Origin of the sequence: Streptomyces sp. NPDC093149 (assembly GCF_044754145.1) — a bacterium.
In the GTDB taxonomy this organism is placed as follows: Bacteria; Actinomycetota; Actinomycetes; order Streptomycetales; family Streptomycetaceae; genus Streptomyces.
Window position 1 is genome coordinate 239671 of the sequence record NZ_JBIVON010000001.1, and the last position, 14953, is coordinate 254623.

Annotated in this window: 16 protein-coding genes; 9 read left to right on the forward strand and 7 right to left on the reverse strand. The window is 70.3% G+C overall.

Annotated features, from left to right (window positions below; all coding sequences use genetic code 11):
* Nucleotides 1–70: 70 nt before the first annotated feature.
* Nucleotides 71–394, reverse strand: a complete 324-nt coding sequence (locus ACIQCZ_RS01205; protein WP_361445733.1) for a DUF2530 domain-containing protein — start codon at nucleotides 392–394, stop codon at nucleotides 71–73.
* Nucleotides 395–613: 219 nt separating this feature from the next.
* Here ACIQCZ_RS01205 and ACIQCZ_RS01210 point away from each other — a divergent pair, with 219 nt between their 5' ends.
* Nucleotides 614–2068, forward strand: coding sequence for an NCS2 family permease (locus ACIQCZ_RS01210; RefSeq protein ID WP_402278547.1), 1455 nt, complete (start codon nucleotides 614–616; stop codon nucleotides 2066–2068).
* Here the strand turns inward: ACIQCZ_RS01210 and ACIQCZ_RS01215 are convergent.
* Nucleotides 2061–2276: a ribbon-helix-helix protein, CopG family gene (locus tag ACIQCZ_RS01215; RefSeq protein WP_361445739.1), complete on the reverse strand. Its 216-nt coding sequence runs from the start codon at nucleotides 2274–2276 to the stop codon at nucleotides 2061–2063. The genes ACIQCZ_RS01210 and ACIQCZ_RS01215 overlap by 8 nt on opposite strands.
* A 145-nt stretch (nucleotides 2277–2421) precedes the next feature.
* On the opposite strand from ACIQCZ_RS01215, the gene ACIQCZ_RS01220 reads away from it, so the two are divergent.
* Nucleotides 2422–2862 (forward strand): MarR family transcriptional regulator, encoded by a 441-nt coding sequence (locus ACIQCZ_RS01220; RefSeq protein ID WP_327273742.1) that lies wholly within the window; start codon nucleotides 2422–2424, stop codon nucleotides 2860–2862.
* Between the two features lie 92 nt (nucleotides 2863–2954).
* Nucleotides 2955–4289: an MFS transporter gene (locus tag ACIQCZ_RS01225; RefSeq protein WP_376214315.1), complete on the forward strand. Its 1335-nt coding sequence runs from the start codon at nucleotides 2955–2957 to the stop codon at nucleotides 4287–4289.
* Between the two features lie 77 nt (nucleotides 4290–4366).
* Here the strand turns inward: ACIQCZ_RS01225 and ACIQCZ_RS01230 are convergent, their stop codons facing one another.
* On the reverse strand, nucleotides 4367–4951 hold the full coding sequence (locus tag ACIQCZ_RS01230) for a Uma2 family endonuclease (RefSeq protein ID WP_376214318.1): 585 nt from the start codon (nucleotides 4949–4951) through the stop codon (nucleotides 4367–4369).
* A gap of 100 nt (nucleotides 4952–5051) precedes the next feature.
* Here ACIQCZ_RS01230 and thpR point away from each other — a divergent pair, with 100 nt between their 5' ends.
* Nucleotides 5052–5624 (forward strand): RNA 2',3'-cyclic phosphodiesterase, encoded by a 573-nt coding sequence (gene thpR, locus ACIQCZ_RS01235; protein WP_402278551.1) that lies wholly within the window; start codon nucleotides 5052–5054, stop codon nucleotides 5622–5624.
* Between the two features lie 247 nt (nucleotides 5625–5871).
* Here thpR and ACIQCZ_RS01240 read toward each other — a convergent pair whose 3' ends face one another.
* Nucleotides 5872–6651 carry an alpha/beta fold hydrolase gene (locus tag ACIQCZ_RS01240; RefSeq protein WP_402278553.1) on the reverse strand — a complete coding sequence of 260 codons (780 nt, stop codon included), beginning with the start codon at nucleotides 6649–6651 and terminating at the stop codon, nucleotides 5872–5874.
* A 103-nt stretch (nucleotides 6652–6754) separates the two neighbouring features.
* Between ACIQCZ_RS01240 and ACIQCZ_RS01245 the strand changes: the two genes are divergently transcribed.
* On the forward strand, nucleotides 6755–7279 hold the full coding sequence (locus ACIQCZ_RS01245; RefSeq protein WP_402278555.1) for a PadR family transcriptional regulator: 525 nt from the start codon (nucleotides 6755–6757) through the stop codon (nucleotides 7277–7279).
* Between the two features lie 142 nt (nucleotides 7280–7421).
* On the opposite strand, the gene ACIQCZ_RS01250 is transcribed toward ACIQCZ_RS01245, so the two are convergent.
* From ACIQCZ_RS01250 to pip, 3 genes are all read right to left on the reverse strand, one after another.
* Nucleotides 7422–8417, reverse strand: a complete 996-nt coding sequence (locus ACIQCZ_RS01250; protein ID WP_402280161.1) for an aldo/keto reductase — start codon at nucleotides 8415–8417, stop codon at nucleotides 7422–7424.
* 122 nt (nucleotides 8418–8539) lie between these two features.
* The gene (locus ACIQCZ_RS01255) at nucleotides 8540–10825 is read right to left on the reverse strand and encodes an N-acetylmuramoyl-L-alanine amidase (protein WP_402278557.1); all 2286 of its coding nucleotides are present in this window, start codon (nucleotides 10823–10825) and stop codon (nucleotides 8540–8542) included.
* Nucleotides 10826–11141: 316 nt separating this feature from the next.
* A complete protein-coding gene (gene pip / locus ACIQCZ_RS01260; protein ID WP_402278559.1) occupies nucleotides 11142–12137 on the reverse strand; it encodes a prolyl aminopeptidase in 996 nt (331 codons plus the stop codon).
* A 77-nt stretch (nucleotides 12138–12214) separates the two neighbouring features.
* Between pip and ACIQCZ_RS01265 the strand changes: the two genes are divergently transcribed.
* The 4 genes from ACIQCZ_RS01265 to ACIQCZ_RS01280 all read left to right on the forward strand — a co-directional run.
* Nucleotides 12215–12721: a hypothetical protein gene (locus tag ACIQCZ_RS01265; RefSeq protein ID WP_402278561.1), complete on the forward strand. Its 507-nt coding sequence runs from the start codon at nucleotides 12215–12217 to the stop codon at nucleotides 12719–12721.
* 100 nt (nucleotides 12722–12821) lie between these two features.
* The gene (locus tag ACIQCZ_RS01270) at nucleotides 12822–13277 is read left to right on the forward strand and encodes a MarR family winged helix-turn-helix transcriptional regulator (RefSeq protein ID WP_402278563.1); all 456 of its coding nucleotides are present in this window, start codon (nucleotides 12822–12824) and stop codon (nucleotides 13275–13277) included.
* A complete protein-coding gene (locus ACIQCZ_RS01275) occupies nucleotides 13274–14146 on the forward strand; it encodes an ABC transporter ATP-binding protein (RefSeq protein WP_402278565.1) in 873 nt (290 codons plus the stop codon). Before ACIQCZ_RS01270 ends, ACIQCZ_RS01275 begins: the two co-directional genes overlap by 4 nt.
* On the forward strand, nucleotides 14106–14953 hold an 848-nt coding region (locus tag ACIQCZ_RS01280; RefSeq protein ID WP_402278567.1), incomplete at its 3' end, for an ABC transporter permease. The genes ACIQCZ_RS01275 and ACIQCZ_RS01280, both read left to right, overlap by 41 nt.

A 14953-nucleotide genomic window follows, 5' to 3' on the forward strand; every position in this document is an offset into this window, starting at 1 on the left:
GCACGGTGTGCGCGCGGCGCCGGAGTGTGTGCGGGCGGGGCCGGAGTATGTGCGGGCGGGGCCGGTCGGGTCAGGCCGTGACGCCGGACGTGCCTCCGGTGTCCGTCCCGGCGCCCGGCGCGGAGGTGCCGGAGGCCTCGGCCTCGGCCGCAGCGGCGGCCCGCTTGAGCGCCGCGTCGCGCCCTCGCACGTACCAGATGCCGATCAGGCCGAGTCCGGCACCGGCCAGGCAGGTCCAGACCCACCACAGGTGTCCGTGATCGTCGAACCAGCCGTAGAACGGCAACTGGACCAGGAAGAGGACGAACCAGAGGATCGTGCCGCCGGTGATGGTGGCGACGACGGGCCCCTCCAGGGGCTCGGGTGCCTCGTGCTTCGGTGTCCACTTCGCCATGGCCTCAGTGTATGGCGCCCCCTGTCGCACCCTCCCGTAGCCCGTAAGGGTGGCATGAATAAGGCCGTCGGGCCGGTCGGCCCAAGGGTCTACGCGCGGAGATAGCGATCTTCGCCTTATGTATTCATACTGAATCTGCTTACGGATGTCTCGATTTATTCGTGTGAAAGTCCAAAGCTGACCACTTTTAACCCCCTCTACGTACGACTGAGGTCATACATGTCCCCCTCGGCCACCGCTCCGGTCGATTCCACCCCCTCCATGGCCCCTCAGCCGCGCGGCGGCCTGGATCGTTTCTTCAAGATCTCCGAGCGGGGGTCGTCGGTCGCACGCGAGATCCGCGGCGGATTCGCCACATTCTTCGCGATGGCGTACATCATCGTGCTGAACCCGATCATTCTCGGTAGCGCGAAAGATATAAACGATCACTACCTCAGTCATGGTCAGCTGGTCACCGCCACCGTGGTGACCGCGGCCTTCTCCACCCTTCTCATGGGTGTCATCGGCAATGTGCCGATCGCGCTGGCCGCCGGGCTCGGCGTCAACACGGTCGTCGCCCTCCAGCTCGCCCCGAAGATGACCTGGCCGGACGCGATGGGCATGGTCGTTCTCGCGGGCATCGTGGTCATGCTGCTGGTCGCGACGGGGCTGCGGGAACGCGTGATGCACGCCGTGCCGAAGTCGCTCCGCAAGGGCATCGCGATCGGTATCGGTCTCTTCATCCTGCTGATCGGCCTGGTCGACTCGGGCTTCGTCTCCCGCATCCCGGACGCCGCGCACACCACCGTTCCGCTTCAGCTCGGCGGCGACGGCCACCTCAACGGCTGGCCGGTCCTCGTCTTCGTCCTCGGTGCGCTGCTCACCCTCGCGCTGATCGTCCGCAAGGTGTCGGGCGCCATCCTGATCTCCATCGTCGCGATGACGGCTGTGGCGCTGATCATCAACGCGGTCGCCGGCCTGCCGGGCGAGGCGTGGGGCCTGACCGTCCCGCAGTGGCCGGGCAACCCGGTCTCCACACCGGACTTCGGACTGCTCGGCCAGGTCAGCCTGTTCGGCGGCTTCCACAAGGTCGGTGTGCTCACCGGCATCCTGTTCGTCTTCACCGTGCTGCTGTCCTGCTTCTTCGACGCGATGGGCACCATCCTCGGTGTCGGCGACGAGGCGAAGCTGACCGACAAGGACGGCAACTTCCCCGGCATCAACAAGGTGCTGTTCGTGGACGGCATCGCGGTCGCCGCGGGCGGTGCGAGCTCCGCCTCCGCGGGCACCTGCTTCGTGGAGTCCACCGCGGGTGTCGGCGAGGGTGCCCGCACCGGCCTCGCGAGCATCGTGACGGGCCTGCTGTTCACGGCCGCGCTGTTCCTGACGCCGCTGGCGACCATGGTCCCGTCGCAGGCGGCCACCCCGGCTCTGCTGGCGGTCGGCTTCCTGATCATCTCGGGTTCGGTCCGCGACATCGACTGGAGCGACTACACGCTCGCCATCCCGGCCTTCCTGGCCATGCTGATGATGCCGTTCACCTACTCGATCACCAACGGCATCGGCATCGGCTTCATCGCCTTCTCCGTGCTGCGGGTGGTGGCCGGGCGCTGGCGCGAGGTGCCGCTCGCCATGTACGTGGTGTCGGCGGTCTTCGTCTTCTACTACGCGATGCCGGCCCTCGGCCTCACGTGACCCCTTCCGCCCTGATCCCCGCGGTCCCTTCCGGGCCGTAGAACTTCTCCGTCTCGTCGACGGCCGCCTTGAAGCGCTCGTCGAAGTCGTCGCGAATGAGCGTCCGGACCACATAGTCCTGGACGCTCATTCCGCGTTTGGCGGCATGCTGCCGGAGCCGGTCGAGCAGCTCACCGTCTATCCGCAGGCTGAGCACAGTCGATCCCATGGCAAGCAGGGTTACGGCCCAGGAGGTCGTTTCGCGTCACTTTCCGGAGCCGACTCACTCGTTCGGGTGATCGATTAGGTGATCTGCCTCTCGCGCGTGTAACACGAATGGTCTTTAGGGTAGGTAATGAGTTATCCTAATAAACATGCCTGACCTGATCCACGACGGCGACAGTGCGGCCGCCGTGAGCTCCCTACGCTCCGCCGTGATGCTGCTCGGCCGGCGCCTGAAGCACCAGCGCGTCGACGAGTCGCTGAGCCCCACCGAGATGTCGGTGCTCGGCACGCTCGCCCGCTGCGGTTCGGCCACGCCCGGTGAGCTGGCCCGCAAGGAGCATGTGCAGCCCCCGTCGATGACTCGCATCGTCGCGCTGCTGGAGGCGAAGGGACTGGTCAGACTCGAACCGCACCCCGATGACCGTCGCCAGAAGATGGTCAGCCAGACCGAGCAGGCGGAAGCCATGCTCGAAGAGAGCCGCTCCAAGCGGAACGCCTGGCTGACCACCCTCGCCGAGGGCCTGGACGAGGACGAGTGGGAGACGCTGCGCAAGGCGGCGCCCGTGCTGGAGAAGCTCGCCCACCTGTAGCGGGGCGACGGCGCCGGTCCATGACCGGCGCCGTCCGCACCGCCGCATCCCGTCAGTCAGCGAAATGTATATGCCTGAGGAGGCGAACCCTTTTGAGTACGGGATCCGGAGCAGACTCCGCCCCCGCACCGACTTCCACCCACGAGAGCACGACCGGCGGGACCTTCTCGTCGCTGAAGATCCGTAACTACCGCCTGTTCGCCACGGGCGCCGTGATCTCCAACACCGGTACCTGGATGTCCCGCATCACGCAGGACTGGCTGGTCCTCAGCCTCACCGGGTCGGCCGCCGCCGTCGGCATCACCACGGCCCTCCAGTTCCTTCCGATGCTTCTCTTCGGCCTGTACGGCGGCGTCATCGCCGACCGCCTCCCGAAGCGGAAGCTTCTTCTTGTCAGCCAGGCGGCGCTCGGCCTGTGCGGGATCGCCCTCGCGGTGCTCACGCTCTCCGGCGTCGTGCAGGTGTGGCACGTCTACCTCATCGCGTTCCTGCTCGGCATGGTGACGGTCGTCGACAACCCGGCCCGTCAGTCGTTCGTCTCCGAGATGGTCGGCCCCGCCCAGCTGCGGAACGCGGTCAGTCTCAACTCGGCGAACTTCCAGTCCGCCCGGCTCATCGGCCCGGCCGTCGCCGGTGTCCTGATCACCACGGTCGGCAGTGGCTGGGCCTTCATGTTCAACGGCCTGTCCTTCGCGGCCCCGCTCGTCGGCCTGATGCTGATGCGGACGAGCGAGCTGCACAAGTCCGTCGTCGTGCCGCGCGCCAAGGGCCAGCTGCGCGAGGGCCTGCGCTACGTCTCCGGCCGGCCCGAGCTGATCTGGCCGATCGTCCTGGTCGGCTTCGTCGGCACGTTCGGGTTCAACTTCCCGATCTGGCTCACGGCCTTCGCGGACGAGATCTTCCACGGCGGCGCCGGGATGTACTCGTTCTTCAACATCCTCATGGCGGCCGGCTCCCTCGCGGGCGCCCTGCTCGCCGCCCGCCGCCGTTCCTCGCGGCTGCGGATGCTGGTGGCCGCGGGCACGGTGTTCGGTCTGCTGGAGATCGTCGCCGCCCTGTCGCCGTCCGTCTGGCTCTTCGCGATCCTGCTGGTCCCGATCGGCATGATCGGCCTGACGACCAACATCAGCGCGAACACGAGCGTCCAGATGGCCGCCGACCCGGCGATGCGCGGCCGGGTCATGAGCCTGTACATGATGGTCTTCGCCGGCGGTACGCCGGTGGGCGCCCCGATCGTCGGCTGGATCAGCGACGCCTACGGGGTCCGTACGGGCATGATCGTCGGCGGTGCGTTCTCGCTGGTGGCCGCGCTCGGTGTCGGCTTCATGCTGGCCCGCGTCGGCGGCCTCCGGCTCCAGGTCGACCTCCGGCCGGGCCGCCCCCATGTGCGGTTCGTCCCGCGCGAGGAGCTGGCCACGGCGGCCTGAGGACCGCCCGTGCGACAACATGGCACGGCCCCGACCGGGTGGGTACCGGTCGGGGCCGTCCGTGTGTCGGGGCGCGGTCAGTCGCGGGGGAACGTATCGGTCCGGAGGGTGAGGCCGACGACGGTGTCGGTCAGGTCGATCGGGGTGCCGAAATCGAGGCTCAGCACACTGCGGTACTCGTCGTCCTTCGGGAGCGTGTGGAGGTGCCACGTGCCGGTGTACGGGTCGGCGATGACGTACACCGGGACGCCGGCAGTGGCATACGTGGCCTTCTTCGGGCCGTAGTCGTTGGCGGCGGTGTCCTTGGAGATCACCTCCGCGACGAACTCGATGTCCTGGTAGCGATAACGCCCCTTGGCGTCATGTGCAGCGCCCTCGGCCAGAGCCACGACATCCGGGGCGAGGCCGTTGAGGCGCCCTGGAAAATCGAAGCGGACATCGGATGTCAATTGCTCCTCCCCGTACCTGGAGAGCAGCTGCCTGATGAGCGCCAGGATGATCCGCCAGTGGATGTCCCGCTGCGGCGACATGTAGATGATCCCCTCGACGATCTCGACCTTGAATCCCTCGGGGGTGGGCTCAAGCCACTCGAACATCATGTCCAAGGTGCGCTCGTCGCCGTTGTCGGCCATCTCGATCCTGTCGGTGTCTACGACGGTCATCGTGCCGCTCCTCCCCGCTGCCGCACGGGCGCGGGCAGCCGCGTAGAACAACGATACGTACGGAGCCCGGGACACGCCCTCACGGTGCGACACTCGGCCCATGAGCCGCCTCAGACTCTTTGTCGCCGTGTTGCCGCCCGACCGCGCAGTCCAGGAACTGCGCGGTGCCGTCGACCCGCTGCGCGCGCTCCCCGGTGCCGGGAAACTGCGCTGGACCGGTACGCCCGGCTGGCACTTCACGCTCGCGTTCCTCGGGTCCGTGGACGAGGAACTGCTGCCCGAGCTGGACGGACGTCTCGGGCGGGCGGCCCACCGCACCGAGCCCTTCCCGCTGCGCATCCACGGCGCCGGGCGATTCGACGGGCGGGCGCTGTGGGCGGGGGCCGCGGGCGGGACCGACACGTTGCGGCTCCTGGCCGAGCGGGCCGGCGCCGCCGCCCGCCGCACCGGCATCCCGATGGAGGAGCACCGCCGCTACAGCGCGCACCTGACCCTCGCCCGCAGCCGCACCCAGGCCGACCTGCGCCCCTTCGTCGAGGCTCTCGGAGACTTCGAGGGCACCCCGTGGGAGGTCGGCGAGCTGTCCCTCGTACGCAGCAACCTGCCGGTCGCCGGGGTGCCGGGAGAGCAGCCGCGGTACGAGACGATCGCATCCTGGTCGTTGGGCCACTGAGAGCGGCGGTTACGCTCGAAGGGTGGATCCGAAGACCAGAAACCGCATCATGGCGGCCGTGCTCGTGCTGATGTTCGTCGTCGTCGCCGTGGCTGCCGCCGTCGGACAGTGACGCGCAGGGCCGGCCTGCGGACGGACGGCGAAGGCGTACGCCCCCCTCGTTCGGGTCCAGAAGGCGTACGCCCCTCTCGCCCGGGTGCAGGTGAGCGGGCCCGAACCCGCCGCGTCCGGCCGGGCGCCCCTCCGCCTACGGCCCGGTGAGGGCCGACGCGGTCGCCCCGGCGAACGCCTCCGGGTTGTCCAGCATGATGTTGTGCCCGCACTCCGGGATCGCCACGACCCGCACCCCGTGCTCGATCAGCGTGTCCTCACCGGGCAGCGGCCCGTCGTCCAGCGGGCGCAGATACGTACGCGGGATCTCCAGGTCCAGCAGGAGTTCGCGCATCGTCGGCGTCGTCCCGCGGGCGAGATGCACCGCGGTGCGGTGCAGCGCCTCGGGCCCCGCGAGGCGCATGGTCGCCCACCAGTGGGGCCCCACCCGGTCGCGCACCTCCTCCAGGCCGCCGGTCAGGAACTCCTCCTCGGTCCGGGCGGCGATGCCACTGCTGCCCGGCCGCGCGGGGTCGGGGGCGGCCGGATCCAGATTGGCGTCGACCAGCACCAGCCGGGCCACCAGGTGCGGGTGGCGTGCGGCGAGCACGATGGCCACCGCGCCGCCCATGCTGTGCGCGATCACGTCCGCGTCGTGCGCGCCGGCCGCCTCCAGGGCCGCCGCCACCGCGTCGGCGTGGTCTTCGAGCGTGTAGCCGAAGTCCGTGGGGCGGTCACTGATGCCGAAGCCGAGCAGGTCCATGAGCAGCGAGCGGCCGTCGGCCAGCAGGGGATGGGCGGCGCTCGCGGTGAAGTAGGGGCCGGACGAGGCCCCCAGCCCGTGCAGATAGACCCGGGTGCGGGACGTGCCGGGGCGGCCGGGCAGTTCCACCCATCGGATGCGCGCGCCGTCGGCCGTCACCTGAGCGTCCTGCATGTCTCCTCCTCCTGTCCGCACTGCGCAGAGATCATCGGTATCTGACCATCGGAGCAACTATATATCGGCATCGAGGTATAACGTCATCGGGGATGATACCCACATGCTGGAACTGGCCATCCTGGGATTTCTGTACGAGCAGCCGCTGCACGGGTACGAGCTGAAGCGCCGGGTCGCCCACCTCACCGGACACGTCCGCCCCATCGCGGACGGCACGCTGTATCCGGCGATCAAGCGCCTGGAGCGCGCCGGATGGCTGGAGCGCCGGACCGAGCCGGGCAGCAGGGCCGCCCCCCGCCACACCCTGACCCTGACCGGGCGGGGACGCGAGGAGTTGCGGCGTCGGCTGCGCGAGGCCGACGAGGTGGACATCAGCGACGAGAACCGCTGGTTCACCGTCCTCGCCTTCCTGCGCCATCTGGAGTCCCGGGCCGAGCAGGCGCAGGTGCTGCGGCGCAGGCTCGCGTTCCTGGAGGAGCCGAGCAGCTTCTTCTACGAGGGCGAGCGACCGCTCGGCGCCGAGGCGTTCGAGGACCCGTTCAGGCGGGGACTGCTGCGGATCGCCCGCGCGACCAGCGAGACGGAGCTGGGCTGGCTCGGGGAGACGCTCAAGGAACTCGACGCCTGAGGGCTGTCCCGTACCCCCTGGCGGGCTGCGGCACCTCGCCGCGTCGTCGGGCACGCAACGGGCCGCCGTCGCCCTCGCCCCCGAACGGGGACGGGGCAACGGCGGCCCTTACCTGCCGGACGGACAGTCCGTCAGACCGCCCTCACCAGGCGAACGCCTCCGGCGACGGTCCCGGCCCCGGGAAGATCTCGTCCAGCGAGGCCAGCAGCTCCGCCGAGAGGTCGAGATCCAGGGCCCGCAGCGCCGAGTCCAACTGCTCCTGGTTGCGCGGCCCGACGATCGGCCCCGTGACCCCCGGCCGGGAGAGCAGCCAGGCCAGGCCGACCTCGCCCGGCTCCAGACCGTGCTTGTCGAGCAGGTCCTCGTACGCCTGGATCTTCTCGCGCTGCGACGGGTCCCGCAGCGCGTCCGCGCTGCGGCCGGAGACCGAGCGCCCCGCCGTGCCCTCGCGCTCCTTCTTCAGCACACCGCCCAGCAGACCGCCGTGCAGCGGGGACCACGGGATGACCCCGAGGCCGTACTCCTGGGCGGCCGGGATGACCTCCATCTCGGCGCGGCGCTCGATCAGGTTGTAGATGCACTGCTCGCTGACCAGACCCAACGAGCCGCGCCGGGCCGCCAGTTCATTGGCCTGGGCGATCTTGTAGCCGGCGAAGTTCGACGAGCCCGCGTAGAGGATCTTGCCCTGCTGCACCAGGACGTCGATCGCCTGCCAGATCTCCTCGAAGGGGGTGTTCCGGTCGACGTGGTGGAACTGGTACAGGTCGATGTAGTCCGTCCGGAGCCGCTTCAGCGACGCCTCGACCGAGCGCCGGATGTTCACGGCGGAGAGCTTGTCGTGGTTGGGCCAGGCCTCGCCGTCGGCGCCCATGTTCCCGTACATCTTGGTGGCCAGGACCACCTTGTCGCGGCGTTCGCCGCCCTTGGCGAACCAGGTGCCGATGATCTCCTCGGTACGGCCCTTGTTCTCGCCCCAGCCATAGACATTCGCGGTGTCGAAGAAATTCAGACCCGTGTCCAGCGCCGCGTCCATGATGGCGTGGCTGTCCACCTCATCGGTCTGCGGGCCGAAGTTCATGGTGCCGAGGACGAGGCGGCTGACCTTGAGTCCGGTGCGTCCGAGCTGCGTGTACTTCATGGACACCAAGCCAACGCCTTCGAGTCCGCTCGAAGCAAGGGCGACCCCGAACGCGTCCTGCCCCCGGCGGAGTTCCAGGGGCAGGAGCGTCATGCGAAGGGGCGACCGAACGCCTCAGACGGTCACTTCAGGTACACGATCCCGTCGGTGGTGACCGTCGGACGGCCCGACGTGGCCACGACGACGATCTTGACGGTGTGCTTGGCGCTGCTGGTCCAGTTCTGCGTCCACAGGGCGTCGCGGTACTTGGTGGTGGTGGACTTCAGGTCCACCGTGGACACCTTCGCGCCGTCCACATAGACGTACACCTGGCCGGAGGTGGCGGCCCTGGAGACGACCAGGGCGACCGAGCGGCCGGTGAACGTCCAGCTCAGGCTCGCGTTCTTGGACGAGCTGGAGTACGACTTGCCGCCGAGGTAGCTGGACGAGGACTTCGTCGTCCAGGTGCCGGTCTTCGTCGCCGAGCTCTCCTGGACGATGACCGGTGTGCCGGAGACGGACGCGGCGGCGGTGTTGCCCGCCTGGTCGTACGCGGTCATGGCCCAGCTGGTCGCCACGCCCGACTTCGCGGTGTGCGAGGCGCTGGTGGTCGTCGGTCCGTAGGTCTTGGCGACCGGGGCGGTGAGCCTGACCTCCTTGAGCGAGGCGGCGTCGGTGGCCTTCCACTTCAGGGTGACCGGGACGGCCGTGGTGTCCACCGTGCCGGTGCGCAGGGCCAGGTTGGGCTTGGTGGTGAAGGTGGGCGCCGTCTGGTCGGCGACCACGGTGGCCGCCGCGGACGTGCTGACCTTGCCCGACTGGTGGGTGGCGCGGACCTCCACCTTGTGGGTGCCGACGGCCAGCGTGGCCTTGGCCGAGGTGGCGGTGCCCGCGGTGGTGGCGACGGACTTGCCGTCGACCAGGAGCTCGTACTTGGAGACGAACGCGCTCGGGGTGGTCGCCGACCAGCCCACGGTGACCGCGGACTTGGTGTAGTACGTCGTGCCCGAGAGCCCGGCGCCGGTCACCGACTTGATGGCCAGTCCGGTGACGGGTCCCGCGGCGAGGCTGCGGATCGCGGGCAGCTGTCCGTACAGCTGGGTGCCGGGGCACTCGGTCGCGAAGCCGTCGCGGTGGCCGGAGATCTGCTTGAAGGAGTACTGCGTACCGGCGGTGAACCTGGTGCCGGCGAGGTTGCCGCCGGTGGCGCCCGCGGTGAGCATGGTGCTGCCCGCCGGGTCGCCCTTGTACTGCCCGAGCTTCCACGCGGCGAGCCGGGCCACCGAGGTGGTCACCGCGCTCGGGGCGGCCGAGTCCGTGTAGGTGCCGAGGACCGCGATGCCGGCCGTCTGCCGGTTGAAGCCGTAGGTGTGCGCGCCGAAGACCGGCCGGTCCACGCCGCCCTTACGCCCCTCGAAGATCGTGCCGCACTTGTCGACCAGGAAGTTGTAACCGATGTCCTTCCACTTCTCGCTCTGGACGTGGTACGCGTACACGCTGCGTATGACGGCCGGGGATTCGGCGCACGTGTAGTTGTTGGTCCCGGCGGTGTGGTGCACGAAGACGGCCTTGACGGTGTCCGTGTACTCCGGGGCCTCCGGGCTGATCGACTCGTCGGCGCCCCAGCCCGCACGCGGGGTGATGGGCGGCTTCGGCACGGTCGACGGCGGCGCGGGCGGCAGGGTCTCGGCCGGGGACGAACTGACCGACGGAGCAGGGGTCGGGCTCGCCGGGGGAGTCGTGGCGTCCGTGGCCGGGGCGGACGGGGACGGCGACGCAGGGTCGGTCGGCGGGACCTCGGCGGGCGGTTGTGTGGCCTCGCCGGGCGCGGGCGGCTCGGGCGTGACCGGTTCCGAAGGGCCGTCGGTCGGATCGGTCGAGGGGGCGTCCGCGGGGAGGTCGGCGGCGAAGGCGGCGGGGTCCGCGTTCAGGGTGCCGGTCCGCCCCGGGTCCACGGTGTCCAGCCGCAGCCCGGCGGGCAGCTTCGTGGAGACCTTGCCCCCCGCGTTGATCCGTACCTCGACACCGTCGGACGGGCCGACCCAGCGCGGCTCGGTGCTCCCTCGCACGCCGGACCGGCCGGTCTCCGCGCGCCCGTCGACGTCGGTTTCGAGCGGCAGCCACGACGTCCACTTCCCGTCGGCGGCGGACCGGGTCCGCACCTCCACGGCTCCCGCGACCTTGGCCGCCGGGTCGGTCCAGGTGACACCCAGCATGCTGAAGGGCTTGGTGTCCCGCTTGCCGAGCACGGCGGTGGTGCCGTCGCCGTCGACCTTCAGCGCGGTCGCCCGCACATCGGTCCTGGCCGGTCCGGACTTGGCGTCCGAGTCCGCCGAGGGATTGCCCGTCACGCCCTCGAAGACCAGGACGCCCGCCACGGCGGACGTGGCCACGGCAGCCGTGATCCAGATTCGTTTCTTCGATCTCAAGTCGTACCCCAGGGATCGTTTTGGACTGTCGTTTCGTCACGCGCTGCGTCAGGCGACAGCACCGGTCGTCACAAGACCAGTGGGGGGTACGAGTGCCGTCGCGCGCATACAGCGAAGACACAGCTTGCCATGACCGGAATCCGCCGTGTCTACGCGGGTGGCACGGGGCCCGTCCGGGGAGCGCCGGGTGCCGGGATCGGGCCCGGTCCCATCGGACCGGTTGCCACTGCTTTCGTACGTCGTGCCGGTGCGCCGGTGCGTCGCCGTCGGCCGGTGGCGCCCCCGTGTGCCGCCACCGGTTCCTGCGAGCCGTACGTCAGAAACGGTCCGGCGGGGGCTGCTGCGCGAACCGGTCCAGAGCCGCCAGCACCGCCCGGCTCGTCGCCGGGCCGCCCAGATGCCCCGAACCGTCGATCACGGTCAGTTCCGCGTCCGGCCACGCCTTCGCCAGTTCCCACGCGGTGATCAGCGGGCCGCCCAGGTCGAACCGCCCGTGCACCAGCACGCCCGGAATTCCCGCCAGCCGTCCCGCGTCCCGGATCAACTGCTCCTCCTCCAGCCAGGCGCCGTGCGAGAAGTAGTGCGAGCAGATCCGCACCAGCGCCTGCCGGGCCCGGCCGGGGCGCCCGCTGTACGGCGGCGGTCCGGTGTACGTCTCCTGGGAGAGCACCGCGTCCTCCCAGGCGCACCAGTCGGTGGTCGCCCTCTCCCGTACACCGGCGTCGGGGCTCTCCGTCCGCCGGGCGTACGCGGCGAGGATGTCCGCCGTGGCATCGCTCCGGGCCTCCGGCACACCGGCCCGGAACAGGTCCCACGCCTCGGGGAAGATCCGCCCGGCGCCCCGGTACAGCCAGTCGATCTCGCTGCGCCGGGTCGTCGTGACCGCCGGGATCACGATCTGCGAGACCCGCTCCGGGTACTGCTCGGCGTACGCGAGGATCAGTGTCGAACCCCAGGACCCGCCATACAGCAGCCATCTGTCGATCCCGAGGTGGTCGCGCAGCCGCTCCATGTCGGCGATCAGCCGGTCGGTCGTGTTGAACCGCATGTCGGTGGCGGGGTCGCTCGCGTGGGGGGTGGAACGGCCGCAGCCCCGCTGGTCGAAGAGGACGACGCGGTAGCGGTCCGGGTCGAAGTACCGCCGCGACCGGTCGGTGCAGCCCGACCCCGGACCGCCGTGCACGACGAGCGCGGGTCTGCCGCGCGGATTGCCGCACACCTCCCAGTACACGAGGTTGCCTTCCCCGACATCGAGCATTCCGTGCTCGTACGGTTCGATCGGCGGGTACTTCTCGTCGGGCTTGCGGTCCATGGCGCGGCGGCTCCTCGTTCCTGCCGGTGGATCTGCGGGCAAAGGGGCCAGAGTAGGGCGGGCGTAGCCTGAGCGCTGTGAATTCCGCACCCCGGGCACTGGCCGTACTGAATGATCTGCTCGCCACCGCGTCCCCCGAGCAGCGCGGCGCCTTGTGGCAACTGGTCGAGAGCGGGCGCGAGTTGGACGCCAATCTCGTACGCCTTCCGGCGGGCGCCGAGGTCGGTGAGCATCAGGAGGACGTCCTGGACGTCCTGCTCGTCGTCGTCGCGGGCGGCGGCCGGGTCGTGGCCGGGGGCGACGTGACGGACCTGACCCCGACCACGGTCGTCTGGCTGCCCCGTACCTCGCGCCGCGCGCTCGTCGCGGGGCCGGAGGGGCTGGCGTACGTGACCGTCCACCGTCGCCGCCCCGGCCTGACGATCAAGCCCTCGGCGCCGTCCCGGGCCGCGTCCCCGGCGGCGTACGAGGGCGGTGAGGCGCCCTGCATGCTGGACCGGGTCTGTCCCGGGTGCGGCCGGCTCTCGCAGGACCCCGAGCCGGTGTTCTGCAGCCGGTGCGGGGAGCGGTTCACGGAGCGCTGAGCCCGCGGTTCCGGGCGGTCGAGCGGCGGGGCGGACCACCCCCGCGTCCGGACCGCTCCAGATAGGGACATTAGCTCGCATACGGAGCTAAAATGGGCAGATGGCGGCGGGTGATCTCCCCGATGAGCTCGCCGGACTCCTGCCCCGCATCCAGAGGCTCGCCCGGCGACGCCTGTGGAGCGGTCTGAGCGTCCCCCGGATGCGAGGGGCGCACGCCGAGCTGCTGCGGCTGGTGGCCGCCGAGCCCGGCATCCGGGTCTCGACGGCCGCGCGCCGTCTCTGTCTCGCGGCCAACTCGGTCAGCACCCTGGTGAACCACCTCGTCGCCGAAGGGCTGCTGCGCAGGGAGAAGGACCCTGGCGACGGACGCGCCGCGCTGCTGTACCCGACCCCCGCGGGGACCGGGAGGCTGCGCGACTGGCACGCCCGCCGCGAGGCGCTCTTCCGCGAACACCTGGCCGGACTGGACACGGCGGACCGGGCGGCACTGACCGCCGCGCTCCCGGCCCTGCGCAGACTCGCCGACTCGCTGCGCGAAGGAGATGAGATCGCGTGACCACGGAGACCACGCCCGCCCTCAACTGCACCGGGCTGAGCTACAGCTTCGGCGACGCGAAGGCCGTCGACGGCCTGGATCTGCTGGTCCGCCCGGGGGAGGTGTTCGGCCTCCTCGGGCCCAACGGCGCGGGCAAGACCACCACCCTGCGCGCGATCACCACACTGCTGCCCGTACCGCCCGGCGTCATCGAGGTGTTCGGCCAGGACGCGGCCCGGCACAGGATGGCGGTGCGGCGTCTGCTCGGTTACGTGCCGCAGCAGCTGTCCGCCGATGCGAGCCTCACCGGCCGGGAGAACGTCCAGCTCTTCGCCCGCGTCTTCGACGTGCCCCGCCGCCGGCGTGCCGCACGGGTCTCCCAGGCCCTGGACGCGGTCGGCCTCGGCGAGGTCGCGCACCGGCTCGTCGCCACGTACTCCGGCGGCATGGTCCGCCGCCTCGAACTCGCGCAGGCCCTGGTCAGCGCGCCCCGGCTGATGATCCTGGACGAGCCCACCATCGGCCTGGACCCGATCGCGCGGGACAGCGTCTGGGACCGCATCACCGAGATACGGATCGGCACCGGCATGACCGTGCTGGTCACCACCCACTCCATGGACGAGGCCGACCGGCGCTGCGACCGGCTCGCGCTGATGCACCTCGGCCGGCTGCGCGCGCTCGGCACCCCCGCCGAGCTGAAGCAGGAACTCGTCGTCCACCGCCGGGAATCCGACGAGACGGGCCTGCCGCCGCCGTCCCTGGAGGACGTCTTCCGTCACCACTCCGGGCGCGGACTGGACGACCCCGGTTCCGGCTCCGGTTCCGACGAAGGGAAGGGAGCGTTCCAAGATGTCCGCCGCACCCGTCGCACCGCATCCCGCCTCGGCTGAGTCCGGCCCTCCGGAACAGCGCTTCGCGTTGCTGCTGACCCCGCCACCGCCCCGCACCGGCTGGCGCGTCGTGCCCGCGCGCGTCATCGCGATGTGCGTCGTGGAGATGCAGAAGCTGCGCCACGACCGCACCGAGATCTACACCCGCGCCGTCCAGCCCGCCCTCTGGCTGCTGATCTTCGGCGTGACGTTCTCCCGTATCCACGCCATCCCGACCGGCGGCGTCCCCTATCTCGACTTCCTCGCACCCGGCATCATCGCCCAGTCCGCCATGTTCATAGCGATCTTCTACGGGATCATGATCATCTGGGAGCGGGATTCCGGCGTCCTCACCAAACTCATGGTCACCCCCACGCCCCGCACCGCCCTGGTGACGGGCAAGGCCTTCGCCGCCGGGGTGAAGGCGGTGATCCAGGCCGCGGTCGTCATCGTGATCGCCGCACTGATCGGTGTCGGCATGACCTGGAACCCGTTGCGGCTGCTGGGTGTTGTCGTGGTGGTCGTGCTCGCCTCGGCGTTCTTCTCCTGCCTGTCGGTGTCGATCGCCGGGATCGTCCTGACCCGCGACCGCTTGATGGGCATCGGCCAGGCCATCACCATGCCGCTGTTCTTCGCGTCCAACGCGCTCTACCCGGTCGCCCTGATGCCCGGCTGGCTGCAGGCCGTCAGCAGGGTGAACCCGCTGAGCTACGAGGTCGACGCCCTGCGCGGACTGCTCATCGGCACCCAGGCGCACCTGGGCCTCGACCTCGCGGTCCTCGCCTTCGCGGCACTGGTGGGCATCGTGGCCGCCGGTTCGCTGCTGGG

What these genes read in the sequence shown, in the direction of transcription:
- ACIQCZ_RS01205 (WP_361445733.1), bottom strand. Translation starts at nt 394, where the DNA reads ATGGCGAAGTGGACACCGAAGCACGAGGCACCCGAGCCCCTGGAGGGG.
- ACIQCZ_RS01210 (WP_402278547.1), top strand. Translation starts at nt 614, where the DNA reads ATGTCCCCCTCGGCCACCGCTCCGGTCGATTCCACCCCCTCCATGGCC.
- ACIQCZ_RS01215 (WP_361445739.1), bottom strand. Translation starts at nt 2,276, where the DNA reads ATGGGATCGACTGTGCTCAGCCTGCGGATAGACGGTGAGCTGCTCGAC.
- ACIQCZ_RS01220 (WP_327273742.1), top strand. Translation starts at nt 2,422, where the DNA reads ATGCCTGACCTGATCCACGACGGCGACAGTGCGGCCGCCGTGAGCTCC.
- ACIQCZ_RS01230 (WP_376214318.1), bottom strand. Translation starts at nt 4,951, where the DNA reads ATGACCGTCGTAGACACCGACAGGATCGAGATGGCCGACAACGGCGAC.
- thpR (WP_402278551.1), top strand. Translation starts at nt 5,052, where the DNA reads ATGAGCCGCCTCAGACTCTTTGTCGCCGTGTTGCCGCCCGACCGCGCA.
- ACIQCZ_RS01240 (WP_402278553.1), bottom strand. Translation starts at nt 6,651, where the DNA reads ATGCAGGACGCTCAGGTGACGGCCGACGGCGCGCGCATCCGATGGGTG.
- ACIQCZ_RS01245 (WP_402278555.1), top strand. Translation starts at nt 6,755, where the DNA reads ATGCTGGAACTGGCCATCCTGGGATTTCTGTACGAGCAGCCGCTGCAC.
- ACIQCZ_RS01250 (WP_402280161.1), bottom strand. Translation starts at nt 8,417, where the DNA reads ATGAAGTACACGCAGCTCGGACGCACCGGACTCAAGGTCAGCCGCCTC.
- pip (WP_402278559.1), bottom strand. Translation starts at nt 12,137, where the DNA reads ATGGACCGCAAGCCCGACGAGAAGTACCCGCCGATCGAACCGTACGAG.
- ACIQCZ_RS01270 (WP_402278563.1), top strand. Translation starts at nt 12,822, where the DNA reads ATGGCGGCGGGTGATCTCCCCGATGAGCTCGCCGGACTCCTGCCCCGC.